The 26,661-nt window shown below is 65.2% G+C and carries 22 protein-coding genes; 16 read left to right on the top strand and 6 right to left on the bottom strand.

Features of this window, described 5'->3' with window-relative positions; all coding sequences use genetic code 11:
* Positions 1-238 precede the first annotated feature (238 nt).
* The 14 genes from urtA to CMO28_RS11700 all read left to right on the top strand — a co-directional run bounded on the left by urtA (position 239) and on the right by CMO28_RS11700 (position 14,599).
* On the top strand, positions 239-1,417 hold the full coding sequence (gene urtA / locus CMO28_RS11765; protein WP_296713824.1) for an urea ABC transporter substrate-binding protein: 1,179 nt from the start codon (positions 239-241) through the stop codon (positions 1,415-1,417).
* A gap of 174 nt (positions 1,418-1,591) precedes the next feature.
* Positions 1,592-2,521 carry an urea ABC transporter permease subunit UrtB gene (urtB, locus tag CMO28_RS11760; RefSeq protein WP_014753233.1) on the top strand — a complete coding sequence of 310 codons (930 nt, stop codon included), beginning with the start codon at positions 1,592-1,594 and terminating at the stop codon, positions 2,519-2,521.
* Between the two features lie 70 nt (positions 2,522-2,591).
* Positions 2,592-3,710 (top strand): urea ABC transporter permease subunit UrtC, encoded by a 1,119-nt coding sequence (gene urtC / locus CMO28_RS11755; RefSeq protein ID WP_296713822.1) that lies wholly within the window; start codon positions 2,592-2,594, stop codon positions 3,708-3,710.
* Between the two features lie 14 nt (positions 3,711-3,724).
* Positions 3,725-4,507 carry an urea ABC transporter ATP-binding protein UrtD gene (urtD, locus tag CMO28_RS11750; protein WP_062763755.1) on the top strand — a complete coding sequence of 261 codons (783 nt, stop codon included), beginning with the start codon at positions 3,725-3,727 and terminating at the stop codon, positions 4,505-4,507.
* Between the two features lie 73 nt (positions 4,508-4,580).
* Positions 4,581-5,270: an urea ABC transporter ATP-binding subunit UrtE gene (urtE, locus tag CMO28_RS11745; protein ID WP_296713640.1), complete on the top strand. Its 690-nt coding sequence runs from the start codon at positions 4,581-4,583 to the stop codon at positions 5,268-5,270.
* Between the two features lie 75 nt (positions 5,271-5,345).
* Positions 5,346-6,581: a formamidase gene (fmdA, locus tag CMO28_RS11740; RefSeq protein ID WP_296713638.1), complete on the top strand. Its 1,236-nt coding sequence runs from the start codon at positions 5,346-5,348 to the stop codon at positions 6,579-6,581.
* A 68-nt stretch (positions 6,582-6,649) separates the two neighbouring features.
* Positions 6,650-6,979 (top strand): FmdB family zinc ribbon protein, encoded by a 330-nt coding sequence (locus CMO28_RS11735; RefSeq protein ID WP_296713637.1) that lies wholly within the window; start codon positions 6,650-6,652, stop codon positions 6,977-6,979.
* An 84-nt stretch (positions 6,980-7,063) separates the two neighbouring features.
* Entirely contained in the window at positions 7,064-7,504 is a 441-nt protein-coding gene (locus CMO28_RS11730; RefSeq protein WP_296713635.1) for a hypothetical protein, read from the top strand.
* The gene (locus tag CMO28_RS11725; RefSeq protein WP_296713633.1) at positions 7,504-8,796 is read left to right on the top strand and encodes a KGGVGR-motif variant AAA ATPase; all 1,293 of its coding nucleotides are present in this window, start codon (positions 7,504-7,506) and stop codon (positions 8,794-8,796) included. Before CMO28_RS11730 ends, CMO28_RS11725 begins: the two co-directional genes overlap by 1 nt.
* Positions 8,797-8,800: 4 nt before the next feature.
* The gene (locus CMO28_RS11720; protein WP_296713631.1) at positions 8,801-10,243 is read left to right on the top strand and encodes a hypothetical protein; all 1,443 of its coding nucleotides are present in this window, start codon (positions 8,801-8,803) and stop codon (positions 10,241-10,243) included.
* A gap of 118 nt (positions 10,244-10,361) precedes the next feature.
* A complete protein-coding gene (locus CMO28_RS11715) occupies positions 10,362-11,585 on the top strand; it encodes a nucleotidyltransferase family protein (protein WP_296713629.1) in 1,224 nt (407 codons plus the stop codon).
* Complete coding sequence (locus CMO28_RS11710) at positions 11,582-13,366, top strand: ATP-binding cassette domain-containing protein (RefSeq protein WP_296713627.1); 1,785 nt, start codon at positions 11,582-11,584, stop codon at positions 13,364-13,366. The genes CMO28_RS11715 and CMO28_RS11710 overlap by 4 nt, the downstream gene beginning before the upstream one ends.
* 95 nt (positions 13,367-13,461) lie before the next feature.
* Positions 13,462-14,061 (top strand): MarR family winged helix-turn-helix transcriptional regulator, encoded by a 600-nt coding sequence (locus CMO28_RS11705; RefSeq protein WP_296713625.1) that lies wholly within the window; start codon positions 13,462-13,464, stop codon positions 14,059-14,061.
* A 46-nt stretch (positions 14,062-14,107) separates the two neighbouring features.
* Positions 14,108-14,599 (top strand): peroxiredoxin family protein, encoded by a 492-nt coding sequence (locus tag CMO28_RS11700; protein ID WP_296713624.1) that lies wholly within the window; start codon positions 14,108-14,110, stop codon positions 14,597-14,599.
* A 15-nt stretch (positions 14,600-14,614) separates the two neighbouring features.
* On the opposite strand, the gene CMO28_RS11695 is transcribed toward CMO28_RS11700, so the two are convergent.
* The gene (locus tag CMO28_RS11695; RefSeq protein ID WP_296713622.1) at positions 14,615-16,429 is read right to left on the bottom strand and encodes a patatin-like phospholipase family protein; all 1,815 of its coding nucleotides are present in this window, start codon (positions 16,427-16,429) and stop codon (positions 14,615-14,617) included.
* Between the two features lie 56 nt (positions 16,430-16,485).
* Positions 16,486-17,493: a LysR substrate-binding domain-containing protein gene (locus CMO28_RS11690; protein WP_082828476.1), complete on the bottom strand. Its 1,008-nt coding sequence runs from the start codon at positions 17,491-17,493 to the stop codon at positions 16,486-16,488.
* 147 nt (positions 17,494-17,640) lie between these two features.
* Here CMO28_RS11690 and CMO28_RS11685 point away from each other — a divergent pair, with 147 nt between their 5' ends.
* A complete protein-coding gene (locus CMO28_RS11685; RefSeq protein WP_231889388.1) occupies positions 17,641-18,072 on the top strand; it encodes a VOC family protein in 432 nt (143 codons plus the stop codon).
* 770 nt (positions 18,073-18,842) lie between these two features.
* On the top strand, positions 18,843-22,013 hold the full coding sequence (locus CMO28_RS11680; protein ID WP_296713620.1) for a hemolysin: 3,171 nt from the start codon (positions 18,843-18,845) through the stop codon (positions 22,011-22,013).
* A 320-nt stretch (positions 22,014-22,333) separates the two neighbouring features.
* On the opposite strand, the gene CMO28_RS11675 is transcribed toward CMO28_RS11680, so the two are convergent.
* From CMO28_RS11675 to CMO28_RS11660, 4 genes are all read right to left on the bottom strand, one after another.
* Positions 22,334-23,002: a phosphatase PAP2 family protein gene (locus CMO28_RS11675; RefSeq protein ID WP_296713617.1), complete on the bottom strand. Its 669-nt coding sequence runs from the start codon at positions 23,000-23,002 to the stop codon at positions 22,334-22,336.
* Between the two features lie 97 nt (positions 23,003-23,099).
* Positions 23,100-23,984 carry an ABC transporter permease gene (locus CMO28_RS11670; protein ID WP_062761858.1) on the bottom strand — a complete coding sequence of 295 codons (885 nt, stop codon included), beginning with the start codon at positions 23,982-23,984 and terminating at the stop codon, positions 23,100-23,102.
* Complete coding sequence (locus tag CMO28_RS11665; RefSeq protein WP_296713615.1) at positions 23,984-24,937, bottom strand: ABC transporter permease; 954 nt, start codon at positions 24,935-24,937, stop codon at positions 23,984-23,986. The genes CMO28_RS11670 and CMO28_RS11665 overlap by 1 nt, the downstream gene beginning before the upstream one ends.
* An 84-nt stretch (positions 24,938-25,021) precedes the next feature.
* A complete protein-coding gene (locus CMO28_RS11660) occupies positions 25,022-26,629 on the bottom strand; it encodes an ABC transporter substrate-binding protein (protein ID WP_296713613.1) in 1,608 nt (535 codons plus the stop codon).
* Between the last annotated feature and the right edge of the window lie 32 nt (positions 26,630-26,661).

The following is a 26,661-nucleotide window of genomic DNA, read 5'->3' as shown; positions in this document are numbered from 1 at the left end:
GGGCTTCTTTCGCACCTGCGTAATCCCACGTACGCAGCCCGCCGTATTTTCGCAGCGCAGCAAATCCCCGACCATTCGATGGCGCGATGCGGACCGTTCCCCCGGCGGCCGTGTCCCGAAGCTCCATCGATCAGGAGGGGACATGACCCTGACCCATTCAGCGGGCCACGCGCCCCGGTTCGGCCTGAAGCGGCTGGCGGCCGCGGTGGCCGTGTCCGTCACCACCTCGCTGGCGGCCATGGCCGGCATCGGCGGCGGTATCGCCCAGGCGGCGCCGGCCACCGCCGAGGTCAACACCACGGGCCTTGCCGTCACCGATACCGAGGTCACCGTCGGCATCCTGCACTCGGTCACCGGCACCATGGCGATCTCGGAAACCGGGTCGGTTCAGGCGGAAAAGCTCGCCATCGAGCAGATCAACGCCTCGGGCGGCATCCTGGGCCGGCAGATCAAGATCATCCAGGAAGACGGCGCCAGCGACTGGCCGACCTTCGCCGAAAAGGCCCGCAAGCTGCTGGTCAACGACAAGACCGCGGCGGTGTTCGGCTGCTGGACCTCGGCCAGCCGCAAGGCGGTGCTGCCGGTGTTCGAAAAGGAAAACGGCCTGCTCTACTACCCGACCTTCTATGAAGGCCTGGAGCAGTCGCCCAACGTGTTCTACACCGGCCAGGAAGCCACCCAGCAGATCCTGGCGGGCATCGACTGGGTGATGAAGGACAAGGGTGCCAAGTCGTTCTATCTGCTCGGCTCGGACTATATCTGGCCGCGGACCTCGAACAAGATCGCCCGCAAGCATATCGAGAGAAACGGCGCCCAGGTTCTGGGTGAGGAATATTTCCCGCTGGGCCACACCCAGTTCAATTCGGTCATCAACAAGATCAAGCTGCGCAAGCCCGACGTGATCTACGCCATCATCGTCGGCGGCAGCAACGTCGCCTTCTACAAGCAGCTCAAAGCCGCCGGTATCGACCTCAGCAAGCAGACCCTGCTGACCATCTCGGTCACCGAGGACGAGGTCCGCGGCATCGGCGGCGAGAACATCGCCGGCGCCTATGCGGCGATGAAGTACTTCCAGTCGCTCGACAACGACAACAACAAGGCGTTCGTCAAGGCCTTCAAGGACATGTGGGGCCAGGACATGGTGATCGGCGACGTCACCCAGGCCGCCTATCTGGGCCCCTGGCTGTGGAAGGCCGCGGTCGAAAAGGCCGGTTCCTTCGACGTCGACAAGGTCCGCGAGGCCTCGCCCGGGATCGAGCTGACCACCGCGCCCGAAGGCTATGTCAAGATCCACCCGAACCATCATCTGTGGAGCAAGACCCGCATCGGCCTCGCCAAGCCCGACGGCCAGTTCGAGGTGCTCTACGAAACCGCCGAGCTGATGGAGCCCGATCCCTTCCCCAAGGGCTATCAGTAAAGCGCGGGCCGGCGGCAGGGCGCAGGCAGTGCTTCCCCCTGCCCGCGCCTGCCGCCGCAACCGGCCGAAGCCGCTCTCCTCCCTCCCGCTCTCCCCCACCCGTTCCTGTCCATCCCACCACGGCGCGCGCCGCCCCGATCGGGGCGCTGCCGCCGTCCGTCCGGGAGGTGTCGCATGTTCGACGGCTACACGGCGTCCGAGCTGGTCTCGATCCTGGCCATGCAGGGTTTCGCCGGCCTGATCCTCTTCTCCGTCTTCCTGCTGATGGCGCTGGGTCTCGCGATCATCTTCGGCCAGATGGGCGTCATCAACATGGCGCATGGCGAATTCATGATCCTCGGCGCCTACATGACCTATCTCACCTCGCATCTGGTTCAGGATTATGCGCCGGGCCTGTTCGGGGGCTATTTCTTCCTGGCCATGATCGTGGCCTTCATCGCCGCGGGCGCGCTGGGCCTGCTGCTGGAATGGGCGCTGATCCGCCATCTCTACCGGCGACCGCTCGACACGCTGCTCGCCACCTGGGGCGTGTCGCTGATCCTGCAACAGCTCTACCGTTCGATCTTCGGCGCCCGCGAGGTGGGCGTCACCCTGCCCGACTGGATGATGGGCGCGATGTCGCTCACCGACACGATCGAGGTGCCGATCAACGGCCTGTTCGTGATGGCGCTGACGCTGGTCATCTCGGGCATCGTCTTCCTGCTGATGTTCCGCTCCTCATGGGGGTTGCAGGTGCGCGCGGTCACCCAGAACCGGGTGATGGCGGGTGCCGCCGGCATCAACGGCCGCCGGGTCGATGCCATGACCTTCGCGCTCGGCTGCGGCATCGCCGGCGTCGCGGGTTCGGCTTTCACCATGATCGGCTCCACCGGCCCGACCTCGGGCCAGCTCTACATCGTCGACACCTTCCTGGTCGTCGTCTTCGGCGGCGCGCAGAGCCTGCTCGGCACCATCGCCTCGGCGCTCACCATTTCGCAGTCGCAGTCGACGCTGGAATTCTTCCTCTCGGGCAGCATGGCCAAGGTTTTCACGCTGCTGGTGGTGGTGCTGATCCTGCTGGTCCGGCCGCAGGGGCTGTTCGTCCTCAAAGTGCGGAAGGGCTGAGACGATGACCGATGCCGTGACCCGGACCGCCTCCCCCGCCGCCATCCCCACCCCCTCGCGCCTGGCGCTCATGCTGGGCACGAAGCGGGACATGATCGGGATCCTGCTCTTCGCCGTGCTCATCCTGGTCGTGCTGCCGCTCAGCCTCGATCTCTTCCGGCTCAACAATATCGGCAAATACCTCACCTACGCCTTCGTGGCGGTGGGCCTGGTGCTGTGCTGGGGGCTGGGCGGCGTGCTGTCGCTGGGCCAGGGGGTGTTCTTCGGCCTCGGCGGCTATGCCATGGCCATGTTCCTGAAGCTCGAAGCCTCGTCGCCCGAAGCCACCGCCATCCAGTCCACCCCCGGCATTCCGGATTTCATGGACTGGAACCAGCTGACCGCCCTGCCCTGGTTCTGGGAGCCCTTCCACAACCTGGCCTTCACCATCCTCGCGGTGGTGGCCGTGCCCACCATCTTCGCCTTCTTCCTGGGCGCGATGCTGTTCCGGCGACGGGTGGGCGGGGTCTATTTCGCGATCATCACCCAGGCGGTCGCCTCGATCCTCACCATCCTGATCATCGGCCAGCAGGGACTGACCGGCGGCATCAACGGCATCACCGACCTGCGCACCCTGCTCGGCTGGGACATCCGCACCGATGCCGCGAAATACATCCTCTATTACGTCAATGGCGGGCTGCTGATCCTGGTCATCCTGACGGCACAGTTCATCAAGAACGGCAAGATCGGCCGCATCCTGGTGGCGCTGCGCGACAAGGAAGACCGGGTCCGCTTCACCGGCTACGACGTCGCCGCCTACAAGACCTTCGTGTTCTGCATCGCCGCCGCCTTCTCGGGCATCGGCGGGGCGATGTTCACCCTCCAGGTCGGCTTCATGTCGCCCAGCTTCGTGGGCATCGTGCCCTCGATCGAGATGGTGGTGTTCTGTGCGCTCGGCGGCCGGCTGTCGCTGCTGGGGGCCGCCTATGGCGCGCTGATCGTCAACTACGCCAAGACGACCTTCTCGGAAAGCTTCCCCGAACTCTGGCTCTTCGCCATGGGGGCCCTGTTCATCGGCGTGGTCGTGGCCTTCCCCACGGGGCTGGCCGGCCTCTGGCAGCAATACGCCCAGCCGCTGATCGACCGCGCGCTCACCCGCCGCAGCCCCACCGCCCCCGCGGGCCCCGCAGCACCGGCACCGGGCGAGTGAAGGAGATCCGATCGATGAATGCAGCCACAGCCACCAGTGCCGTCGGCATCTCCGCCACCAACAACGACTTCCTGCTTGCGGTCGAAGGTCTCACCGTCTCCTTCGACGGGTTCAAGGCGGTCGACGACCTCTCTTTCTATGTCGACCGCGACGAGATCCGGGTGATCATCGGCCCCAACGGCGCCGGCAAGACCACGGTGCTCGACCTGATCTGCGGCAAGACCCGGGCGACCGCCGGCTCGATCCGGTTCGAGGGCCGGGAACTGACGAAGATGTCCGAGCACGAGATCGTCCGCGCCGGCGTCGGCCGGAAGTTCCAGACGCCGTCGATCTACGAGGATCTGACCGTCTTCGAGAATCTGGAACTCTCCATCCCCGGCACCCGGCATGTCTTCAAGGCACTGGGCTTCCGCCGCGACCGGGCGGTGGTGGAGCGGGTGACCCGGATCGCGGAAGAGATCTTCCTGGCCGACCAGCTCACCCGTCGCGGCGACGAACTGGCCCATGGTCAGAAACAGTGGCTCGAAATCGGCATGCTGCTGATCCAGGACCCGGCCCTGCTGATGCTCGACGAGCCGGTGGCGGGGATGAGCGTCGCCGAACGCGCCAAGACCGCCGACCTGCTCAACCGCATCACCCGCGGCCGGTCGGTGATCGTCATCGAGCACGACATGAACTTCGTCAAGGACATCGCCCACAAGGTGACCGTGCTCCACCAGGGCCGGATCCTGTCGGAGGGCGATATCGACAAGGTGCAGTCCGACCCGAAGGTCATCGAGGTCTATCTCGGGCATTGATCGCGCGTCACGCGATCCGGATCGCTCGTACCATAACCGTACATGTGCATGAATTGCCCGAGGGAGATCCGCCATGTTGACCGTCGATGACCTGACCGTCGCCTATGGCCAGTCGGAAGTGCTCCACGGCCTCAGCCTGACTGCCGCAAAGGCCGAGATCGTCGCCGTGATGGGCCGCAACGGCATGGGCAAGACCACGCTGATGAAATCCCTGATCGGCATCCTGCCGGCGCGCGGCGGCCGGATCCGGCTGGGCGAGGCCGAGCTGGTCGGCACCGAACCCCATCAGCGGGTGCGCGAGGGCCTGGCCTTCGTGCCCCAGGGCCGGATGATCTTTCCGACCCTGACGGTGGAAGAGAACATCCGCACCGGCCTGGTCGCCCGCGGCCGGCGCCACATCCCCGACGACATCTACAGCCTGTTCCCCGTGCTGCACGAGATGCGCCGCCGCCGCGGCGGCAATCTCTCGGGCGGCCAGCAGCAGCAGCTCGCCATCGCCCGCGCGCTCGTCACCGAACCCCGGGTGCTGCTGCTCGACGAGCCGACCGAAGGCATCCAGCCCTCGATCATCAAGGACATGGCGCGGTCGCTGCGCGAGATCCGCGACATGATGAACCTCACCATTCTGGTCTCGGAACAGGTGCTGAGCTTCGCGCTCGACGTCGCCGACCGCTTCCTGGTGATCGAAAACGGCCGCCTGGTTCACGAGGACCGCCGCGCCGACGTCAACGAGGCCCGCATTTCAGCCTATCTCTCGGTTTGAGAGTTCAGGCTGGCGCCCCGACCACCCGTCTTCCCGCTTTTTCGTCCCGCAATCCGATCAGAAACGGAGCGCCGCATGACTGAAACGCTCGTCAAGGTGGATCTTTCGTCTTCGGCCTATGAGAACGAGAACGTCCACAATCGCTGGCACCCGGATATTCCGATGATCGCCTGGGTGAAGCCCGGCGAGGACTTCATCCTGGAGTGCTATGACTGGACCGGTGGCCAGATCAGGAATGACGACGACGCGGCCGATATCCGCGACGTCGACCTCAGCCAGGTCCATTTCCTGTCGGGGCCGGTGGGTGTGAAGGGGGCCGAGCCCGGCGACCTGCTGGTTGTCGAAATCCTCGACATCGGCACGCTCGACGGCGCGCGCTGGGGCTTCAACGGCGTCTTCGCCAAGGAAAACGGCGGCGGTTTCCTGACCGAGCATTTCCCCGATGCCCGCAAGTCGATCTGGGATTTCGAGGGGCTGTTCGCGAAATCGCGCCACATCCCGGGCGTGCGCTTCGCGGGGCTGATCCATCCGGGCCTCATCGGCTGCCTGCCCTCACAGGATCTGCTCGACACCTGGAACACGCGTGAGAAGGCGCTGTTCGACACCGACCCCACCCGCGTGCCGGGCCTCGCCAACCTGCCTTATGCGCCCACCGCCCATATGGGCCGGCTGAAGGGCTCCGCCGCCGAGACCGCGGCCGCAACCGGTGCCCGCACCGTGCCGCCGCGCGAACATGGCGGCAATTGCGACATCAAGGATCTGTCGCGCGGCTGCAAGATCTATTTCCCGGTCTATGTCGACGGCGCCGGCCTGTCGATGGGTGATCTGCATTTCAGCCAGGGCGACGGCGAAATCACCTTCTGCGGCGCGATCGAGATGCCGGGCTGGGCGCATCTGAAGGTCGATCTGATCAAGGGTGGCTGCGCGAAATACGGGATCAGGAATCCGATCTTCAAGCCCAGCCCGATCAAGCCGACCTATAACGACTATCTGATCTTCGAAGGCATCTCGGTCGACGAGGCCGGCAAACAGCACTATCTCGACGTCCACATCGCCTATCGCCAGGCCTGCCTGAACGCGATCGAATATCTGACCAAATTCGGCTATTCGCGCGGCCAGGCCTATTCGATCCTGGGCACAGCCCCGGTCGAGGGCAAGATTTCGGGCGTGGTCGACGTGCCCAATGCCTGCGCCACCCTGTTCCTGCCGACCGAGATCTTCGATTTCGACATCTCGCCCACGGCATCCGGGCCCTTCAAGGGTGTGGAGGGCGCCGAACTGCCGATCGCCTTCTGGAAGGACAAGGCCTGATCCCACCCGGCACCGGCCGGCGACCTGCCGGCCGGTGCCGCCTGTCCTGAACGACCGGAGACGCCCCCATGCCGCTCTATGATTACGCCTGCCCGGCCTGCGCCACCGAATTCGACGCCTTCCGGCCGATGTCCGATGCCGCTCGCCCCAGCCCCTGCCCCGCCTGCGGCAGCGCTGCACCCCGCCGCATCTCTGCCCCACGCCTCGCCGGCCTGTCGAAAGCGGCGCTCGCCGCCCACGCCACCAATGAACGCGCATCGCACGAGCCACGCCGCAGCTCCCATGTCTGCGGCCCGGGCTGCAGCCATGGCGGCGGATCGAAGGGCTTCTCGGTGGTCGCGGAAAAGCCGGCCATGAAGACCTTTCCGGCGAAGCGGCCGTGGATGTTCAGCCACTGATCGGGCATCGCAAGGCATTGGTGGCGGACCACAGGCCATGGTAGATGAGGGGCAGGATCAGAACGCGCCGGGATATCGCCCCTCATGGTCAATCCGTCCGCCACCATCATGACGATTGATTTCGGCAATGCCCACGATCGCCACTGGAACGATGCGGAAACATTGCGGGAAAATGGCCGCCTCGCGAATGCCGATCATTTGTACGGCTTCAGCGCCGAATGCGGCCTGAAGGCATTGATGCAGAGTTTCGGCATGTCCGTGCATGACGGTGAACCAGCCGACCGCAGAGACTGGAAACATGTCGATCAGCTGGCCGAACGATACGAAACCTATCGGTCGAGCAGTACTTGCCCTAATGCAGCCAGCTATATACTGGTCAATGACAACGCGTTCAACGACTGGCGAGCATCACAGCGATATGCTGTAGAGTCGGCGTTTACCGTCACCCGTGTGGATGCTCATGCCATAGCCGCCCGTGACGTTCGAACGCTTGTCTCGACGGCGAAACTCGAAGGGCTGCTCTGATGATCACCTTCGACGACACGGAGCAGCACCTTGTGTCGCTGTTGAAGGCACACCGCGAAGCCTTAGCGCCTCTCGGCCCGCTGCTGATCAACCGCGATCTGAACGGGCGCGTGCGGATCGTCGCTCAGGAAGACCGCGTCACCGATGATGCCGCGCGTGCGCGTCTGAATACGGTCGCCGCTGAGATGCGTGAGAAACTGGGGGCGCATGTCGCTCCTCAAGGTTCTCTGGTTCTCTATGAAACTGATCTAGACGCTGTAGCGGCCTCCGGGCTCTCCCGCCCGCTTTCCGAAGATCTGCCCGGATACCGGATCGTCGACCGGCTCGCGACCGGGACCCGCTGGTCCACCGTCGAAGAGCCTTCCCGGGGCGCCGCGCGGCGTATCGTTTTCTTTTCGATCAAGGGCGGTGTCGGCCGCTCTACGGCTCTTGCCGCCTGCGCCCGGCACCTCGCCCAGCGCGGCCGCAAGGTGATGGTCGTCGATCTCGACCTCGAAAGTCCGGGACTGTCCTCCTCCCTTCTGCCGGACGATCGGTGCCCCCGCTACGGCGTAACCGACTGGATGGTGGAGGATCTTGTCGGCAATGCCGATGAGATGATCAAAGACATGGTCGCCGTGAGTGACCTGTCGGAGCTGGGCGATATCCGCGTGGTACCGGCTCATGGTGCCGAACCGGGAGATTACCTGCTGAAACTCGGGCGGGTCTGGATGCCCAAGGTCACGGCCGACCGGGCCACGGAACCCTGGCCCCGCCGGCTCAACCGCCTGATCAACGCCCTGGAGGCGCACGACACGCCCGATGTCCTTCTGATCGACAGCCGCTCCGGCATCGACGAGACCGCCTCTGCCGTCGTCACGGATCTTGGGGCGCATCTTGTCTGCCTGTTCGCCATCCACGGCGCACAGACCTGGACCGGGTACCGGATCCTGTTCGAGCACTGGAAGCGCGCAGGCGTGGTTAAGGATATCCGGGATCGTCTGCAGATCGTGGCCGGCCTGGTGCCCGAGACCGACAGCGTCGCCTATGTGGAAGCGCTCCGGCAGGCATCATGGGATCTGTTCGGTGAGTATCTTTACGATGAAGTCGAGGCTGGCGCGACAGCCGAATTCAGCTTTGATGTCTCAGAACCGGATGCCCCGCATTACCCATGGGCCATCCATTGGAACAGGGGTTTTGCCGCCCTTGAGCGACTGCACGGCAACGAGGTCGTGGTAGACGATGAACGGGTCCGTGCGGTATTCGGTGAGGTGTTCGACGGTCTGGACAAACTGACGCCCGCAGAGGACTGATCACATGACACCTGCAATGCTTCGGCGCGCATTGATCTATGGGTTGCCGGAGGTCCAGGCGCAGGACGGAACCGCGCCGGCGGCGGCACAAGTCTACGTACCGAATGCTCATGCGCGGGCACTCGCTCTGGATTGCAGCCTGGTGATCGGCGCCCGCGGTGTCGGCAAGACCTTTTGGTGGGAGGCTCTGCGCCGCGGCGAGGTGAGGTCGCGCCTCGCCGGCACGGTGAAATCAATCGACAATGTGACTGTGGGCACCGGTTTCGGCATTGGCGTGAGTATAGACGACGCCCCTGATCGCGAGACCTTTGCCCGGCTGATTGCGCCGGAGAGTGGTTTCACGGCCTATGATGTCTGGCGCACGGTCTGTGTCCGGTGGATCGGGCGTCTTCTTGACCTGCCGAGACCATCCCAGTCATGGAGGGAATCGGTCAGCGCGGTCTCCTCGGATCCCGAGATGTATGCCCGCCTTCTGGAACAGGCCAATAAAGTTCTCGGTGAGCAGGCCCGCCACGGGCTTCTGATATTTGATGCGCTTGACCGGACGAGTAATGACTGGCGCACGACGGACCCGATCGTACGCGATCTTCTCCGTTTTGCACTTGATCTGCGTTCATATCAATATCTCCATGCGAAAGTTTTCCTCAGGCAGGATCAATTCGAGGGGCGCTCTGTGAAAGACTTCACGGACGCTTCCAAACTCCTGGCCACGCGAGTAGAACTCACCTGGGGCAGTCTGGACCTCAACGGCCTTCTCTGGCAGTACCTCCTGAACACACCAGCAGATATCTCCAGGCCGATCGTCGATCTTCTGACGGAGCTGGGTTGTCCGATCAACGGAGACGCAGATGTACGTGAAGTCCCGCAACGCCTGAGGCATGACGAATCTCTGCAAAAAGCGGCATTTGCACGCCTGGCCGGCCAGTATATGGGCCGCGACCGGCGGCGCGGCATTCCCTATACCTGGATTGTCAGCCATCTGTCCGACAGTCAGGGGCGCGCGTCGCCGCGGTCCTTCCTTGCCGCTTTGCGTCACGCAGCCGTCAACACCAGCGAAAATCATCCTGAACATGCCACTGCACTACATTATGACGCGATCAAGGAAGGGGTGCGCGCCGCATCCGGAATCCGCGTGGATGAAATGGCAGAGGATTATCCCTGGATCCGGCATCTGATGCAGCCTTTGCGTGGGATGAGCGTGCCTTGCAGCTTCGACAACGTCGCAATGGCCTGGAGCACCGCAAAGGTACTGGACCAGCTCGGCACACCGGATGATCGTCTTCCACCGGAACATCTGGACCAGGGCCCCGAAGGTGTTCGGGAGGACCTGGAGAAACTCGGCCTCCTTCAACGCATGCGCGACGGCCGGGTCAACATGCCCGACCTCTACCGCGTCGGTTTCGGCCTTGGGCGGCGCGGCGGCGTGAAACCGGCGGCGCGCGAGTGACCGCCATTGCCATAACGGTAACCGCCCGGATCTCCCCCTCCCCCCTTGCCCCTGCCGCCCGCTTCGGCGAAAGTTGCGCCGCAACAGGCCATGGCGGCCGGTCGACGGGGACAGGTGGATGACGGAAAGCGGGATCGATCCCGGATTGGCGGCCCTGGCCGTGGCGGTCGCGCAGGGCATCGGCGGCCCGGTGGCAGCGGCGGCGCGGCCGGTCGATCTGGGGCCCGGAGGGCCGCTTGGCGACTGGACGGAAACCGCCCGGCTGATTGCACGACATCGCGTCCAGGGGCTGGCCTCGCCCACCCTGTTGAAGGTGTCGGGCGGTGCAATGCCGGTCGATCTGAAAACCAGTCTGATCCGGGCGACCATGCTGGCCGTGCAGGCGCAGCGCAAGCAGATGGACCTGCTGCTGCGCGTGCTGACCGCATTGCAACAGAAAGGCATCCGGGCGCTGGCGCTGAAGGGCGGCATGCTGGGGCACTGCTATATGGCCCGTCCGGAACTGCGGCTGTCCAACGATATCGACGTGCTGGTAGACCCCGCCCGCCTGGACGAGGCCGAGGCGGTGATTGCCGGTTTCGGCTATTATCGCTATGTCCCGGCCGAAGACTGGCGGCCGGCCTGGCTGGTACATTACCGCAAATGGGCCAAGGATTCGGCCTTCCTGCCGCATGAAGGCGGGCCGATGATCGAATGTCACTGGCGCCTCTTCAACAATTGGAAGCTGCTGCCGCTCGATTTCGAAACCCTGTGGCAGAACCGGCGGATCGAGCGGGTGCACGATGTCGACGTGCCGATGATGGGCGATGCCCAGCAGCTGGTCTATCTGGCGGTTCACGGCGCCTTCCATGCCTGGTTCCGGCTGAAATGGGTGGCGGATTTCGCGGCCGTCTTCTGTGCCATGACCCCTGAGGATCGCCGCGAGGTTGCGGCGCTGGCCCGACGGCTGGGCGTCGCACCGCTTTACGATCACGCCATGTCGCTGACCGAACGCCTGTTTGCGATTCCCTTGACCGATGAAGAGCGCGCCCGGGTGAGCGCAGCACCTGGGCGCGCGGCGCTCGACGGCTTCGCGCTCGTCTCGCTGCACCATTCGGATGCCTCTGCCTGGGGCATAAAGCACGACCGTCGCTATGCGCTTCGCCGCGCCCTGCACAATTATCGCCTGCGGCGGGACCCCGGCTATGTGATCACCCAGCTGAGGCTCGACCTCAACCTGGCGACCGATGTCGACAAGGCCGGGCTTTCCGACCACTGGCTGTGGCTCTACCCGACCCTGCGCGGCTGGCGTGTGGTGCGCAACCGCGTCATTCACCACCTGGGAAGGCGCCGCGGCCGATGACCATGACCTCGGGCGCGGCCTTCCGCGACCTGATCCGCCGCATGGTGCGGGCGGGTGGGCGGCGTCGCGTGGCGCGCCTGGCCGGGCTTCAGCTGGGCGCCGCCGTGTCGGAAAGCCTGGGGCTCGCCATGCTGCTGCCCCTGCTGCGCCTGATCCAGCTGCCGGGCAGCGACAGCGCTGCCGACGCGGCCGCCGGCACGGGGATCGGCTTCATCGACCGGCTGATCGGAACCCTGTCGCCTGCCGCCGGGCTGATGATCGTGCTCGGCCTGTTCGTGGTGCTGACGGTGATCCGGGGGCTGCTGCTGTATGGCCGGGAAGTCCAGAGCTTTCACCTGACCGTCGATCTGGCCGCACAGCTGCGCAGCGACCTGTTCCGCGCCGCGGCCGGAGCCCCCTGGCGGGTGCTGGCGGCCGAGCCGCGCGGTCATCTGCTGGGCCTGCTGACGACAGAGGTCGATCGCATCGTCAACGGCACGGTCATGTTGCTCCGCCTGCCGGCGCTGGGCGTGATGGCCGTGGCGCAGATCGTGGTGGCGGCCCTGATCAGCCCGACGCTCACCCTCATCGCGCTGGCCATCGGCGGATTGAGCGTGATGGCGGTGCGCCGCCGATCGAAATCGAGCTTCGCCCAGGGAACGCGACAGACCGGCCTGCACGCCGCCGCCTCGCGCGAGGTTCGCGATTTCCTCGACGGGCTGAAGCCCGCCAAGGGCCAGGGCGTCGAGGCCCGGCACGCCGCCATATCGGCCACGGCCCTTCGCGACACCGGGCTCGGCATGCTTGCCTTCATCCGGGCCAGCGCCAATGCCCGGCTGGTCATGCAGCTGGTCGGGGTGCTGGCACTGTCGGGGCTGGTTGCGACCGGCGCCCTGGTGCTGCAACTGCCCGGGCCCGAACTGATCCTGCTGGCGGTGATCTGCGGCCGCCTGCTGCCGATGGCCCAGGAATTCCAGCAATCGGCCCAGCGGGTGGCACATATGCTGCCGGCGATCGTGGCGCTGAACGCCGCCACCGCCCGGCTGAACCGCCAGGCGCGCCCTGCCGTTCCGGCCAACCTGCAGGCGCCGGGCGATCATGCCCCCGACATCCGCCTTGCCGGCGTCAGCCTCAGCCATCCCGGCGATGCGGCTGCGGGCGCCGCGGCCGACGGCCAGCGCGTGCTCGACCGGGTGGATGCCCGCTTCCGGGCGGGTTCGGTCACCGCGATCATCGGGCCATCGGGCGCCGGCAAGACGACACTGATCGATCTTCTCCTCGGGCTGCTGTCGCCGGATGCGGGCCAGATCACCATCGACGGGCGGCCGCTCGACGAACCGCTGGCCGCACTCTGGCGCCCCTTGGCCGGCTGGGTCCCGCAGGAAACCTTCCTGACCGACGCCAGTCTGCGCCGTAATCTGCTGTGGTCGGCCGACCCCGATCGTCATGCCGTCGACGACGACGCGCTGATGGCGGCGATCGAGGCGGCCGGGCTGGGGCCGCTGGTCGCCAGCCTGCCGGCGGGGCTCGACACGCCGCTCGGCGACCGGGGCAGCCGGCTGTCGGGTGGCGAGCGTCAGCGGGTGACGATCGCCCGCGCCCTGATCCGCCGGCCGCGGCTGCTGCTGCTCGATGAACCGTCCAGCGCGCTGGATGCCGAAACCGAGCAGCTTCTATGCGCGACCCTGAACGCCCTGAAGGGGGAGACGACCGTAGTCGTCATCACCCATCGGCCGGCGATTCTGGCCGTGGCCGACCAGGTTCTGCGGCTGGAAGACGGCCGCTTCACCCTCGAAGCCTGACCGCGCGGCCAGGGCCGGCCGCAGACACGCACCCCGCATCCCGGCGGGATGAATAAACCGTTGACGCGATTTCATAGGCATCCTATGAATCATCCATGAGCGATTTCGACGACCTCACCCCCGCCCCTGCCGAGCGGATTGCCGACGCCCTGGAGCGTCTGGCGGCGGCCTGCCGTGCAATGGCGCGGGACCGCGACGCCGCCGCGGGGCTGGCGCCGCTTCAGGCGCAGCTGCTGGCGCTGCTGGCACGGCGCGGGCCGGCGAAGGTCGGCGCGCTTGCCCGCCTCGCCGGCCTCCGCCAGCCGACGGTCAGCGATGCGCTGCGTCCGCTGGAGGCTCGCGGCCTGATCCGTCGGCAACCCGCGGCTGATGACGGGCGTGCCGTCGGGGTTTCATTGACGGTGGCCGGTGCCACACTTGCCGCCGTCATCGCCCGCCCGCCCGCCGCCCTGGTCGACGCGGCAGCCACCCTGCCGTCAGATCGCGCGCCGGAACTGCTGGGCGACCTGATCGCCATGATCCACGCGCTTCAGCAGGCGGGCGTGATCGCACCGCAACGGCTCTGCGTCACCTGCGCGCATTTTCGCCGCAATGCCGGGCCCGATGCAGCCCGCCCCCATGTCTGTGCCCTGGTGGGTGCCCCTATGGGCCTCCGCCATCTCAGGCTCGACTGTGCTGAACATCTTGTCGCCTGACGCCCCTCTCCTCCCCAAGCGCCCCCCCTCCAGATGGACCCCCGACATGCAGCGCGATACCCCTGCCGGCCGCCTGCCGGCGCATCCTTCCGAACCGGAAATCTCTTTGTGGCTGAATACGCCCGCACCGATCCGGCTGCCGGATCTGGAAGGCCGGGTCGTGATGATCCTGGCCTTCCAGATGTTCTGCACCGGCTGCGCCCGCGAGGCCGTGCCGCAGATGATGCGCGTCCGCCAGACCTTTCCCGAAGACCGGGTGGCGGTGATCGGCCTGCATACGGTGTTCGAACACCACGCCGCCAACACGGTCGAGGCGCTCACCGCCTTCCTGCATGAAAACCGCGTCACCGTGCCGGTGGGCATCGATGCGCCGGGGCCCCGGGGCCCGCTGCCGCTGACGATGGCGGCCTGGAACCTGCAGGGCACGCCCAGCCTTATCCTGCTCGACCGTGCCGGCCGGGTGCGGCGCAAGACCTTCGGCCATGTCGACGACCTGCGCCTCGGTGCCGAAATCGCCTGGCTGCTGGCGGAAGACTGATCGCTGCCCCTCGGGTCAGAACTCCGGCGTGATCCTCAGCTTCGTCTCCGGCTTGGGAACCAGTCCCTTGTGGTCGCGCAAGGGCGTCGGCCAGTCGTCACGCACCAGGCGCATCAGCCGATCCATGCGCCGGAAAACCTCCTGCCGGTCGGCCGGGTCGGACTGAAAATAGCTGGCCGGATGGTCGAGGGTGCGGGCGATGAAAGCGGCATAGCTGTCGGGATCCTCGGCATCGCCCCAGACCGGTGCGGCACCCTGAAGTGCCGCCTCGAAGGCCGCATAAAGGCTGAGGAACCGACGCCAGCGATGGTCGTCGAAATCGAAATTCGCGGCGTCGGGCCCGTCCGCGGGCGCGGTTCCGGTCATCAGCAGGCCGGCGCGCTGCCCAAGATCCGTCAGGGTCCGGATGGTTTCGGGCGGCATCGCCAGGTTCAGCCCGCCCTCGTCGGGCTTCAGATAGATATGGGCCACCCGCTCGCGATAGCCGGGCAGTACGGTGCGCAGCTCGTCCTGCCATTCGCTGGCGGCATTGAACAGCGACATCACGAAACCGCCCAGGCTGCCCACGGTCTGTAACGCGATCCACTGGCCCTGGATCGCCGGCATCGGCAGATGCACCCGCCGCCTGGGCCGGTCTTCGGAATACTGGTCCAGGCTGATGCCGAAGGTCGGGCGGGTGGGCAGCAGGGCGTCGAAGAAATGGATCGGGAAATTGCTCGAAATCCCGCCATCGCTGAACAGCAGCCGGCGCATCACCGCCTTGCCGTCCGCCTGTTTCGTCGGCCAGTCGATCCGGTAGAGCGGAATGGCCGAGATCAGGAAGGGGAAGCTCAGGCTCATGCGCGCCGCCACCACCACAGGCAGATCGCCAGGGGCGGGAAAGGCGATCAGCTGCCGACCGTCATATTCCGGCCAGATGAACCTGTCGCCGTCGCGGGCCTTCGCCTCGTCCAGCAGCCGGGTGCCGGCGGCGACCATCTGGTCGACCACGCGGGCGGGAAAGGCGCGACGCATCTCCGCCGGGTCGAAGTAGAAATTCCGGTCGCCCAGATCGGGCAGCGCACGCGGGCGCCGTTCGCCCAGGCTGGTGGTCACCGTGCGCAGGTTGATCGCGGGGTGCGCCGGCGTACCCTCGATACCGCCGGGTCCGCCGGCCCAGAGATCCGAGAAGATCAGCGGCCGGCCGCCCCGCCCCTGCCCCTGCCCCGGCCCCTGCACATGCGCCGCGGCGTCGATCGTGTCGGTCAGCCAGTCCGAGAGCGGCGGAAAACCGGGGCTCGCCCCGTCCGGCGCCGAACCGGGGCAGAGGCCGTAATCCAGCGTCGGCAACAGGCGGTACAACCGCCAGATCGCGATCCCGGCGCCGGCGATCAGCGTCAGGAACAGGGCGAGCAAGCCGCCCGCCAGCCAGCCGGCCCAGCCATGGGCGAACCAGATCAGCAGCAGCCCCGGCAGCAGGGCGACCAGGTTCCAGGGCAGGCCCGCACGGATCAGCAGCGGCAGCGCGGCCATCGGGCGGCGCTGCAGCCCCGCGGTCAGGATCAGATCGAACAGATCCCGCGCCCGCGGATCGGGCTGGAACAGATCCAGCAGCCGGGTCTGCAAAGTGTCGGGGATGGCGCCCAGGGTCTCGAAACCGCCGGATGCCCGGCCGTATTCCGCCGCGGCCGTGATCGAAGCCGCGATCGCGCCGGCCGAGGTCCCGCCGACACTGCGAAAGCGATACATCGCCGCCAGTTGCAGGATCGCCTTGGGGTAGACGACGCCGGAGGTGATCCCCCCTTTCATGATCACGTCACAGGTCAGCTCTGGATCCGCACGGGCAGTCATCGGCAGGGAAGCTCCGGTCGTGATGCGTAATGCAACAGACTATCCCATAGATAGATTTATTTCGCCAGACTCTGGGCGGTTTCGGTTGCACACTCTGCGGCCTCTTCGGTGATCCACTCCCTGAACGCGCGAATACGCGGATGGGCGCTGAGGGCATCTGTGGTGATCAGCCAATAGGCCGCGCCGCTCCGCAGGGCCGGCAAGGCCGGCGCCACCCTCTGCAACCGGCCGGCGGCCAGATCCGCCCGGGCGAAGGCTTCGGGCACCAGGGCGATGCCCAGCCCCGCCACCGCCGCCGCCAGGATCATGAAGAAGTGCTCGAAGCGCGGCTCCGCCCGCCGGCCCGCCGCACCATCGGCCCCGGCCCCCTGCGGCGCGGGCCGGAAGCCCTGCGGCGGCAGGCCCGCAGCCCCGGCCCAGTCGGGCCAGAGATCGGCCCGGGTGGTGTGGCGGATGAGCGGCGGCCCCTCGCGGCCCAGCCGTGCCGGATCGTCGGGCAGGGCAAGGCCGGGGGCGGCGACCGGTATGACCCGCTCGTCGAACAGGCGCCGGGCGGCGAAGCCCCGCCAGCCGCCCCGCCCCCAGCTGATCACCGCGTCGACCGCCTCGCCGTCCCAGGTGACGGCATCCTTGCGGCCATCGGCGAAATCGGCCCCGATGGTCGACAGATCGATCGCAACCGCCGGATGGCGGGCGGCAAACCCCGCCAGCCGCGGCGCCAGCCAGGCCGCGGCAAAGGTCGGCAGGGTGCCGAGCCTGAGCGTGCCCGCCACCTCGTCCGGCCCGGCCGCACCCAGCATGGCCACCGCCGCTTCCAGCCGGTCCGACGCCGCCCGGATCGCCGGCAGCAGGGCGGCACCCTGGGGGCTGAGCCGCAGCCGGCGGCCGTCGCGCAGGAAGATCGGCACGCCCAGCGCCGCCTCGACCGCCGCGATCCGCCGGCTCATCACGCTCTGGCCCAGGCCGAGTTCACGGCCGGCGGCGGTCAGGTTCATATGCCGGCAGGCCGCCTCGATCACGGCGAGTTCGGCGGCAAGCAGGCGGGCGGCGGCATCGGTGGCCAAGGGGGCGCCTTTCATGCATCAGGGGCATCAGCATATGATAACCGGCACCATTTGATCCGCCAGCGGCATGAGAGATGATGGCGGCCGAGGACGACCGTACAGCCGCGCAGAGAGACTCCGCGCCAATCAGACATGGGATCACGCGCAATGACCGCCATCCGCCCCTTCCACCTCGCCTTCCCGGTGCTCGACCTGGAAGAGACCCGCAGCTTCTATGTCGGTGTGCTCGGCTGCGGCACCGGCCGCGAGGACGTGCACTGGATCGATTTCGATCTTTACGGCCATCAGGTTGTGGCCCATCTGGACCCGAAGCTGGACCGCGCCATCGCCGCCCGCAATCCCGTCGACGGCGACGACGTGCCCGTGCCGCATTTCGGCGTGGTGCTGACCATGGATCAGTGGCGGGCCCTTGCGGCGCGTCTGGAAGCCAATGAGGGCACGCGCTGGGTGATCCGCCCGCGCATCCGGTTCGAAGGCCAGCCGGGGGAACAGGCGACATTGTTCATTCTGGACCCCTCGGGCAATGCCCTTGAATTCAAGGCCTTCGACGATGACGGGCGGCTGTTCGCGACCAGTTGAACGCCAGACGCGCCCTGTGCCGGAACCGGCTGTCGTGCGGGGTGCTGCGACAGCCGGTTCCGACTTATCCGGTAACATATCATTCTGCTTGCCGTTGAGACGATCCATGATACATCACACAGAAATCTTATGATGGTATAGGCCTATTTTATTGCCCGCGATCGTCACAGCCGGAGCCCCCAAATGGCCCTCACCGTTTCTCCCAACCAGCTTCGGTGAGCTCCGGCCGGATCCGGATCGCGCAGCTCAGCTATGCGTAATGCGGATCCGGAGCAACCGGAAAGAAGGGTAGCGCTGCGGGCCGGACACACAGGTAACAGCTCATTATGCCCCATCGCCAGGACGATGCTGAAAACACGGCGCAACTGCACGATGCTGTTGCCGGCTTCAAGCTATACCGACACGGAACACAACCGCCCATCCATGACACAGCTATCTTACCCCGCGACGGTCGCACCTACGCGACCGTCCTGCACAGCTGTCACCTCTGTTGGCGGGTTGAACTGTTACCTGGCCGACCGGTCTGGCCCCACTACCTCGGTCGCCCCATTGATCAGCCGGCCAGGCGCCGGATATGCCCGCCGCCGCTACGGGGCCGACGGCCATCAGTCACAGACCTTCCCTACGCACATTGCAACGGTATGGTTGCATTGGTCGCCGAGAATGCGGCATAATGCATCGGTATGTCGCTTAACACGCACCATATGCATCAGTAAACCAACTGACCGAGTGCTCTGCAACACAACCCCCATGATGCCAAAGGTTGTTTCATGCCCCTGTCTTTCAACCCAAACGATCTTTCTGATCCCGTCTCGTACGCAACGGACTTCTGGGCGGAGGTAGGAAACTTCTCCTCAATCCCCCGGCTCGATCCCGTGTCGCAAGCGACGTACCCGGTCGATCGCACCGTCTACGTGTGGCGGTTGGGCAGTGATCGGACGATCTCGATTGCAAGTGACTATGCTCAGGAGCCCGGCACGCCCAACATCACGCCGGGGATGGCAATCCTGAATGTGACCATCGTGCAGCGCGGCGATGTCAGTTTCGATGTACCCGCCGCAGGCTGGGAGGTTTCCCGGGTCGTAACAGGTACAAAGGTCAGCGATGCTACTCTTGATGCCATTTACGATGGTTCGAGCCCCCTGACTTATACGTTTGTCGATGGGACCTCATTAGACACCACATCAACGACCCGCTCGACGACCGTCATGGGGGAACCGGCGATAGAAACGACGACATGGAGCGATCAATATCTGTTGCTCGTCGAAGTCATGCCGATCGGATCCTATGGTTCTCATGAGCGCATCGTCGTGACAGAAGGGCCCATTGACGGTGCACGTGAGACAATATGGGGCGATGACTGGCTGACTCCGCCGGATGAAGGCAGTGTTCACACACCGGAAGTATTTGATGCACCCGATGGCTGGATAATTATCGAGAACGCTGCTGGCACGGACATTGGTGCCGAAACGCATGTGGTGATCAACAGCCAGGGGCAGGTTGATGCAGATGCCAGCACTTTCCTGACAGCAGTAGCTGATGTCAGCTTCGAGGTGGCCGCAAACTTCGTCGGCAACTATCTGCACTATGTATTGGGCTCGTCAGGTGAGTTGCCGTTCCTGGCTGCTTTCGAACAAAATCAAGTCATACTTGATTCAGTCGGCACTTATGCAAGCACAGTGGTGGAGAACGGCCTGACAATATTTGGATCGAATGCGTCCTTCGAGGATATCTCTTCCGTCCTCAGTAGTTACCGGATCGCGCAGGACACTACATTTAACAGTGTGCGCGACGAACTCCGATCTAATACGGACCTCAAGGCGTTGTATCCTGATGACCTCTCATACCTCAGCACCTGGGAGATGAGCGCCCCCGCTTTCGCCCGGATGATCCTCACTCAGACAATCCGACTTGAGAGTACGCTGGGGAGTGACAACATTTCAGTCCAAATAACTAGCGACAGAACTGTAACGACAGAACAGACCGGACCTGTTGTTATTTTCGGAAGCTATGCCGAGGATGATATTACGGGTTCCATTTATAATGATGTACTCGCTGGTGGACAGTATGCTGATGTTCTGAACGGCGGAGCAGGAGACGACATCCTGGCCGGCGGTCGCGGCGCCGACGAGATTCACGGTGGCAGCGGCTTCGATATCGTTTCTTTTGCCGACCATCCCGCAGGCGTATCGATCCGGATGTATTCTGATGGCACCGGCAAAAGTTCCGACGGCGATACGTTTACGGGCATTGAAGCTGCTGCTGGCAGCCAGTTTGCGGACACGTTCCAGGCTGCATCGTCGGGCAGCATCTTCCGCGGCATGGGTGGCAATGATACCTTTTATGCTGGCGCTGGCGGAGACACATTTGAAGGGGGCGCGGGGCGCGACGCAGCCAATTACCTTACGAGCACGAGCGGCGTCGTCGTCAATCTCGCGTCAGGAAGCGGCTCGGCTGGCTATGCCGAGAATGACATCCTCAGGAGCATTGAGGATCTGATCGGCAGTTACTACGCAGACCAGCTTTCCGGCAGTGATACGGCAAACACACTGAAAGGCGGGGACGGCGACGACGTCCTGCGCGGCCGTGGTGGCGCAGATCGGCTTGACGGAGGTGCCGGCATCGACATTGCATCTTACACGGATGCGAACTCGGCGGTGCACCTCAACCTCGCGAGCGGAACCGGTACATTGGGAGATGCAGCTGGCGATATTCTGATTTCCATCGAGAATGTCAACGGTAGCGCTTTCAATGACGTGCTTGAGGGCGACGCCGGCAATAACCGCCTTGTCGGTTTCTCCGGAGATGATGTCCTGCGCGGCCGGCAGGGCGCAGACTTCCTCGATGGCCGCGACGGTATTGATATTGCTACCTATTCCAGCTCGTCCGTCGGCGTGCATGTCGATCTCGCTATGGGTCGCGGTTTCGGAGGCGATGCGGAGGGCGATCAGCTCGTCTCGATTGAAAACGTCAATGGCAGCACCTTCGACGATGTACTGGAGGGAGACACAGGCGCCAATCATCTGATCGGCTTTTCCGGCAACGATATCCTGCGCGGACGTGGCGGCGCCGATATCCTCGATGGGCGGGACGGCATCGACATCGCCACCTACTCCACGTCCAGTATTGGCGTCCGTGTCGACCTCGCTTCGGGCCGAGGTTTCGGAGGCGATGCAGAGGGCGATCAGCTCGTCGCGATTGAAAACGTCAATGGCAGCACCTTCGACGATGTATTGGAAGGAGACGCAGGCGCCAATCATCTGATCGGCTTTGCCGGCAACGATATCCTGCGCGGACGTGGCGGTGCCGACATCCTTGATGGCCGGCATGGCATCGACATTGCTACCTACTCGACGTCCGATGTTGGCGTCCGTGTCGATCTTGCTTTGGGCCAAGGCTTCATAGGGGAGGCAGATGCGGATCGACTGATTTCCATTGAGAATGTCAATGGCAGTAACTTCGATGACGTGCTCGACGGAGATGCCAATGCAAATCACCTTATCGGCTTTTCCGGCAATGACATTTTGAGCGGCCGTGATGGAGACGACATCCTTGATGGCCGCTATGGAAATGACATCCTGATCGGCGGTATGGGAGCTGATCGGCTTGCGGGGGGTGATGGAGCGGACATCTTCCGCTACATTTCCGTTGGCGAGAGTACCAAAGTGATCGCCAACCGCGATACCATTAAAGATTTCAGCAGCAGCGAGGGCGATCGGATTGATCTCTCTCTTATAGATGCGAACGTGAATTCTCCTGGCGCCCAGAGCTTCACCTTCATTGGCACGACTGCCTACACAGGGAGTGCCGGAGAAGTTCGTTATGTCTTGACCAGTGAGGGCACCATTGTCTATGCCGACATTGATGGCGACCGCCTCTCAGATCTGGCGATCCTGCTCGAAGGAAATCATGCTTTGACAGGCACAGATTTCATCCTTTGATGCAATCTGCTTTCCTTACCGCCGGCGGAAGAGTGTAACCATGGGCTCCATTTTTCCCCGGCGGTTAGTTTGCCGAGCCGTCGCCCCCGGCGTCTTCTGCCCCGGGAAAACTCCTGGTCCGATATCCGGGATAGGTTGGGCAGCAGGGCTCCTGCGGCAGATTTATTGCACTACCAAGCAATGTCTGCGCGCGGCAGCTGCTCACCGGTAATCAGATCTGGTTCTACCTGAAGGCGGGACCATTCATATTGCCTGCGACGGTTTATGAGATTGCGTTGACAGTGAGCTCGTAACACCATCAGGACCGTGCTCATAAGTCATTATCGGCGCCGTACCGCCCGGGCACAGGCGACCGCCCAGGCGGCGCCTGCGCACCAGCCGGCGATGACGTCGGTCGGCCAGTGGACGCCCAGATAGATCCGGCTGATCCCGACCAGAAAGGTGAGCCCGATCGCGACCGCCAGCACATAGCTCTTCAGCCGCCGCCGGTCCTCGAACCGTGCGAGCAGGGCGCCGAGCGTGAGGTAGGTGGTGGCCGACAGCATGGCATGGGCAGAGGGGAAGCTCGCCGTCTGCACCTCCACCAGATGGGCGACCAGATCCGGCCGCGGCCGCTCGAAGACCAGTTTCAGGCCGAAGCTCAACACCGTGCCGCCGATCACCGACAGCGCCACGGTCAGTGCGGCCGCACGGCTGCGGCGGATCAGCAGATAGCCGACCACGACCAGGGTCATCAGCCCCAGCACGGTGGTGCTGCCAAGCGCGGTCAGGTCGGCGAAGCCGGTTTCCAGCCAGTGGGGGCCCAGCGGATCGGCCGGGTCGGCGGGGTTGCGCAGGCTTTTGAGCACGGCGCGATCCAGCGCCTCGGTTTCCCCCTCCATCACCTCGTCGGCCAGCCAGACGAAGAACACGATCGCCGCCGTCACAAGGCCCAGAGGCCACCAGCGGTCGATCAGCTTCCGCCGGCCCTCGGCCGCACCTTCGGACATGTTTCCTCCCGCAGTTCCATGATCGGACACGCGAAAACGCTACCGGAAGCGGCAGGCCGCTTCCAGTGAGCGTTCCGGGAGGATGGCGCGGCGGCGGTCAGCGGCCGCTGCGCGTGGTCGGGTCCAGCAACATGCGCACGCTGTCGCCCAGCCCGTTGAAGGCGAGCGCCGTCACCAGGATGGCGAGGCCCGGGGTGACCATCTGTTCGGGCGCAATCTCCATATAGAGATAGGCTTTGGCGAGCATCGAGCCCCAGCTGGCATCCGGCGCCTGAACGCCCAGCCCCAGGAAGGAGAGCGAGGCTTCGGCCAGCAGCGCGCCGGCCAGAAGCAGGGTCACCTGCACCAGGATCGGCTGGATGGCGTTGGGCAGAATGTGGCGGGCCAGGATGCGCACCGGGCTTGCCCCGAAACAGCGGGCGGCATCGACGAACAATTCCTCTTTCACCACCAGCGCCCGGGCGCGGGCCAGGCGCGCGATCAGCGGCGAGAACACGATGCCGACCGAGATCATGCCGTTGGTGAGGCCGACCCCCAGCGCGCCGGTGACGCCGATCGCCAGCACGATGGCGGGGAAGGAGAGCAGCGCATCGATCACCCGGCTGACCACCTCATCGACCCAGCCCCCGGCGAAACCGGCGAGCAGGCCGATCGGCAGGCCGATCACCAGCGCGATCGACACCGACAGCACGCTGGCATACATGCTGGCCGAGGCGCCATGGATCAGCCGGCTGAACACGTCGCGGCCCAGATCGTCGGTGCCCAGCCAGTTTTCGGCCGAAGGCGGCATCAGGATCAGGTCGAAATTCTGCTCGATCGGCGAATAGGGCGCCAGCTGGTCGGCGAAGATGCCGGTGAGCGCGATGATCGCCACCACCAGCAGGCTGAGCGCGCCGCGCGGATCGCGCAGCATCCAGGCGAGCACCGGGTTGCGCCGGCGGGGCGCCGCCCCGGCGGCAGAGGGGGTTGCGGTCCGGCTCATCAGCGTACCCTCGGGTCGAAGACGACATAGAGCATGTCGATGATCAGGTTCAGCCCGACCACGAAGATGATCATGGTCAGCACCACCCCCTGCACCACCGGGAAATCGCGGGCGAGCGCCGCGTTGACGATCAGATTGCCGACGCCCGGGATGGCGAAGACCGTCTCGACCACGACGGTCGCCGCCAGCAGGCGGTTGGCCAGCAGGCCGATCACCGTCAGCAGGTTGACCGAGACGTTCTTGAGCCCGTGCTTCCAGAGCACCGCGCCGCCGGGCAGGCCCTTGGCATGGAGCGTGCGGACATATTGCGAGCCCAGAATATCGACCAGCGAGGTGCGCAGCTGGCGCGCCACCTCGGCGATGCCGCCGGCGGCAAGCGCGGTCGCGGGCAGGATCGCATGTTCCAGCGCCCGGATCGGATCATCCGAAAAGGCGACCGCCCCGGTCGCCGGCAGCCAGCCGAGCGAGAGGGCGAAGGTCGCGACCAGGATCATCGCCAGCCAGAAATTCGGAATGGCGATGCCGACCGAGGCCAGCCCCATCACCGCGCCGTCGATGATCGAATTGGGCCGGAGCGCCGCCAGAATGCCGAGCGGAATGCCGATCACCATCGAGATCAGCATCGCCAGCACCACGATCAGCAAGGTCAGCGGAAAGGTGCGGGAGAGCGAGGTCATCACCTCCTCGCCCGAAATCAGCGACCGGGCGAGGTCGCCATGAACCGCCCCCCACAACCAGTCGAAATACTGAACCAGGAAGGGACGATCGAGACCGTAGAGTGCCCGGATTTCGGCAAGGCGCTGATCGCTGGCATTGTCGCCGGCCAGCGTCACCGCGATGTCGCCGGGGATCAGCTGGATCAGCCCGAACACCACGAAGGTCACGATCAGGATCACCGGCACCACCTGGATCAGGCGGCGGCGCACGGTGCGGATCGCGCGGCGGCTGGACATCGGATAAGAGGTCCTCGACAAGGGGGAGGGAGCCGCGAGGCGTGGCCGGGCAGGACGTCCCCACCCGGCCGCGGGGCGCAGAGGTCAGGCCAGCGACACGTCGTAGAGCTTGGGCTTGTTCAGCAGGTTGGGCTTGTAGCCCTCCACCTTCTCACCCGCCACGTCCAGCGCCGACAGGAAGGCCAGCGGGCAGACCAGGGCATTGTCGAGCACCAGCTTCTGGACCTTCGAGAAGGCCAGCTTGCGCGCCTCCTTGTCGGGCGAGGCACGGCTGGCGGCGATCGCCTGCACCAGCTCGTCGGGCACCGGGCCGCGGCCGCCATTGTAATAGGCGTCGGGCAGGTACATCAGCGAGAAGGTCAGGCTGGGATCGGGCCGGCCGGTCCAGGCCGAGACCAGGGCGTCGGTCTTCTTTTCGTTGCCGAAGAAGGCGGCCGAGGCCTCGGGAATGGTGCCGATCGAATAGCGCACCCGGATGCCGACCTGGCGCAGCTGCTCCATGATGAATTCCTGGCGCTGCACCGAACTCTGGTCGGGATAGCCGCCCAGATGCAGATCCAGCCCGTCGGCATAGCCCGCCTCGGCAAGCAGCGCCTTGGCCTTCTCGGGATCATAGGGGTAGTAGCCGGCCAGCTCTTTGTCGAAGGCCCAATGGGCGGAGGGCAGGTTGGTGATCGCCTTCTCGCCGATGCCGTTCATCGTCACTTTGACGAAAGCGTCGCGATCAATGGCATGGTTGATCGCCTGGCGGACCCGGACATCATCCAGCGGCTTGCGCGCCCAGTTGAAATAGATCTGGATGCAATAGAGCGTCGGGCCGGTAAAGGTGGTCAGCTTCGGCGCCCGCTTCGCGATCAGCCCCTGCTGGGGCGACAGGAAATAGACGAAATGGTTCTGCCCGGCCATCACCGAGCGCAGCCCGGTGGAGAGTTCCGGAATGATCGCGAATTCGATGCCGTCGACCTTGGGCGTGCCCTTTTTCCAATAGCCCTCGTTGCGCTTCACGACCACTTTTTCGTTGTCGTTCCAGGTGACGAAGCTCCAGGCGCCGGTGCCGACGGGGTTGCGGTCATGGGCATCGCCCTTCTCCGTCACCGCCTTGGGCGAGCACATCATGCCGGCGCGATCCGACAGGATCATCGGCAGGGCGGCATCGGGGTTCTTCAGCCGGATGGTGACCTGATGCGGCCCGCTCACCTCCACCGCCTCGACATTGATCAGGTCGGCCTTGATGTTGGAGCGCTGATCCCCGCGATTGCGGTCCAGGTTGAACTTCACCGCCTCGGCATTGAAATCGGTGCCGTCGTGGAATTTCACCCCCTCCTGCAGATCCATCACCAGGGTCTTGGGGTCGGGGAAGCTCCAGGCGCGCGCCAGGCCGGGCTTGGGGTCCAGGCTTTCATATTCCCATTCCACCAGCGTGTCGAAGACGGTGTAGAGGAAGGGATGGTCCTGGCCCGAGCCACCCGTCATCGGGTCCAGGCTCGACGGGTTGGCGGGGGCCGCCACCTTCAGCACGCCGCCCGCGGCCAGCGCCCGGCGGACATGGCCGGGCAGCATGCCGGATGCCGCGGCACCGGCGGCACCGGCGCCCAGCAGCGACAGGAAACGGCGGCGGTCCATCGCGAAAGCCGGGCGGCCCCCGACGGTGACCGGCTCGCCCGCAGAGATGTTGAACGGATCCTTGGTCATTCTGGTCTTCCTCCCTGGTGGCCGCCGCCGGA

This window comes from Tistrella sp., assembly GCF_002684955.1.
Taxonomy (GTDB): Bacteria; Pseudomonadota; Alphaproteobacteria; order Tistrellales; family Tistrellaceae; genus Tistrella; species Tistrella mobilis.
Note: the sequence above shows the minus strand (reverse complement) of the source record. Positions and strands in the feature narration are given on the sequence as shown.

Coding starts and splice junctions, on each gene's coding strand:
- CMO28_RS11700 (WP_296713624.1), top strand. CDS start 14,108: ATGCAGCGCGATACCCCTGCCGGCCGCCTGCCGGCGCATCCTTCCGAA.
- CMO28_RS11665 (WP_296713615.1), bottom strand. CDS start 24,937: ATGTCCAGCCGCCGCGCGATCCGCACCGTGCGCCGCCGCCTGATCCAG.
- CMO28_RS11685 (WP_231889388.1), top strand. CDS start 17,641: ATGACCGCCATCCGCCCCTTCCACCTCGCCTTCCCGGTGCTCGACCTG.
- CMO28_RS11735 (WP_296713637.1), top strand. CDS start 6,650: ATGCCGCTCTATGATTACGCCTGCCCGGCCTGCGCCACCGAATTCGAC.
- urtD (WP_062763755.1), top strand. CDS start 3,725: ATGAATGCAGCCACAGCCACCAGTGCCGTCGGCATCTCCGCCACCAAC.
- CMO28_RS11660 (WP_296713613.1), bottom strand. CDS start 26,629: ATGACCAAGGATCCGTTCAACATCTCTGCGGGCGAGCCGGTCACCGTC.
- urtC (WP_296713822.1), top strand. CDS start 2,592: ATGCTGGGCACGAAGCGGGACATGATCGGGATCCTGCTCTTCGCCGTG.
- CMO28_RS11670 (WP_062761858.1), bottom strand. CDS start 23,984: ATGAGCCGGACCGCAACCCCCTCTGCCGCCGGGGCGGCGCCCCGCCGG.
- CMO28_RS11675 (WP_296713617.1), bottom strand. CDS start 23,002: ATGTCCGAAGGTGCGGCCGAGGGCCGGCGGAAGCTGATCGACCGCTGG.
- CMO28_RS11705 (WP_296713625.1), top strand. CDS start 13,462: ATGAGCGATTTCGACGACCTCACCCCCGCCCCTGCCGAGCGGATTGCC.
- CMO28_RS11720 (WP_296713631.1), top strand. CDS start 8,801: ATGACACCTGCAATGCTTCGGCGCGCATTGATCTATGGGTTGCCGGAG.
- CMO28_RS11710 (WP_296713627.1), top strand. CDS start 11,582: ATGACCATGACCTCGGGCGCGGCCTTCCGCGACCTGATCCGCCGCATG.
- urtE (WP_296713640.1), top strand. CDS start 4,581: ATGTTGACCGTCGATGACCTGACCGTCGCCTATGGCCAGTCGGAAGTG.
- CMO28_RS11680 (WP_296713620.1), top strand. CDS start 18,843: ATGCCCCTGTCTTTCAACCCAAACGATCTTTCTGATCCCGTCTCGTAC.
- CMO28_RS11725 (WP_296713633.1), top strand. CDS start 7,504: ATGATCACCTTCGACGACACGGAGCAGCACCTTGTGTCGCTGTTGAAG.
- CMO28_RS11715 (WP_296713629.1), top strand. CDS start 10,362: ATGACGGAAAGCGGGATCGATCCCGGATTGGCGGCCCTGGCCGTGGCG.
- urtB (WP_014753233.1), top strand. CDS start 1,592: ATGTTCGACGGCTACACGGCGTCCGAGCTGGTCTCGATCCTGGCCATG.
- urtA (WP_296713824.1), top strand. CDS start 239: ATGGCCGGCATCGGCGGCGGTATCGCCCAGGCGGCGCCGGCCACCGCC.
- fmdA (WP_296713638.1), top strand. CDS start 5,346: ATGACTGAAACGCTCGTCAAGGTGGATCTTTCGTCTTCGGCCTATGAG.
- CMO28_RS11695 (WP_296713622.1), bottom strand. CDS start 16,429: ATGACTGCCCGTGCGGATCCAGAGCTGACCTGTGACGTGATCATGAAA.
- CMO28_RS11730 (WP_296713635.1), top strand. CDS start 7,064: ATGGTCAATCCGTCCGCCACCATCATGACGATTGATTTCGGCAATGCC.